The organism is Streptomyces sp. NPDC032161 (assembly GCF_040636995.1).
Classification (GTDB): Bacteria; Actinomycetota; Actinomycetes; order Streptomycetales; family Streptomycetaceae; genus Streptomyces.
In genome coordinates this window covers 1-1,217 of sequence record NZ_JBEZVN010000122.1, presented here as the reverse complement: position 1 = coordinate 1,217, position 1,217 = coordinate 1, and the positions used below count along the sequence as shown (strand labels likewise).

Annotated in this window: 2 pseudogenes; one reads left to right on the top strand and one right to left on the bottom strand. The window is 67.9% G+C overall.

The annotated features are described in order from the left end of the window. Positions 1–201: 201 nt before the first annotated feature. Positions 202–933: pseudogene (locus tag AB0E67_RS36485) on the bottom strand (aldehyde dehydrogenase family protein); the annotation flags it as partial. Between the two features lie 21 nt (positions 934–954). Here AB0E67_RS36485 and AB0E67_RS36480 point away from each other — a divergent pair. Then, positions 955–1,217 (top strand): annotated as a pseudogene (locus tag AB0E67_RS36480) (hypothetical protein); the annotation flags it as partial.

Here is a 1,217-nt window from a genome sequence, read left to right as displayed (position 1 = left end):
CCCTCACCGGCGCGGGAATCGGCGACGCGGCGGAGCCCGTCCGGGCGCGAAGGCAACCACCGCGCCGCCTGCGGCCGCGACCGCCACGACGACGGGCCCGATGCCCGGCGGCCGGGCGTGACCGTCGGGTACCGGGCCCCCGCCTTCATCCTGCTCGACGGCCCCTCAGGGACTCGCCGGACTGGATGCGCTGGGCGCGCGTTACCCATGGACGTGGTGTCGCACTGGTATGGCGATGTACTTGTGCTCCAGGAACTCCTCAATGCCGACGCGACCGCCTTCTCGGCCGAGCCCCGACTGCTTGACTCCGCCGAACGGTGCAGCGGGGTTGGAAACGAGACCGGTGTTGAGGCCGATCATGCCTGATTCCAGCCTCTCGCTGATGTCGAGGGCCCGGTCGAGATCCCGGGTGAACATGTACGCTGCCAGCCCCCAGTCGGTGTCGTTGGCCAGCCTGACGGCCTCGTCCTCGTTGTCGAAGGGGATGACGGGGGCGACCGGTCCGAAGATCTCCGTGTGGAGCAGCCGGCTTCCGGCGCTGACGTCGGCCAGCACGGTCGGCGGGTAGAAGTGGCCGGGGCCGTCGGGCACCTGTCCGGAGGCGACGACCTTCGCCCCTCGATCCAGAGCGTCGGAGACCAGCGACGACGTCTTTTCCTTCGCCACCGCGTCGATGAGCGGTCCGACGCGGACCTGGGGTTCGGTACCTGGTCCGACAGTGAGGGAGGCCATCCGCTCCCCCAGCCTCCCGGCGAACTCGTCGGCGATCGCTCGATGCACGTAGAAGCGGTTCGCGGCCGTACATGCCTCACCCATGTTGCGCATCTTGGCGGTCATCGCCCCCTCGACTGCCGCGTCGAGATCGGCGTCGGCGAAGACGACGAACGGGGCGTTGCCGCCCAGTTCCATGGAGGTCCGGACCACGGCTTCAGCGCTCTGGGGACCTGTCCCCGAGTGGTGGACAACGTCGCCCTGGCCATCACCGGGCAGGAGCAGCGCAGGCCGGACGGGCCGATGTCGGTCATCGGCGGGTCCCGGCTGAAAGGACCGTACCGTTGGCCCATGAGCGTCTTCATCAAGCTGGTGGAGAATCGGCCGCCAAAGGAATACGCGAACGAGCATAGGGCGGATATCTCCTACGACGACACCGTCGAGGAGAATTCCGAGATCACTTACCAATACGACGTACTTTCCAGCGGGGCCCTGAGAATCCTCCG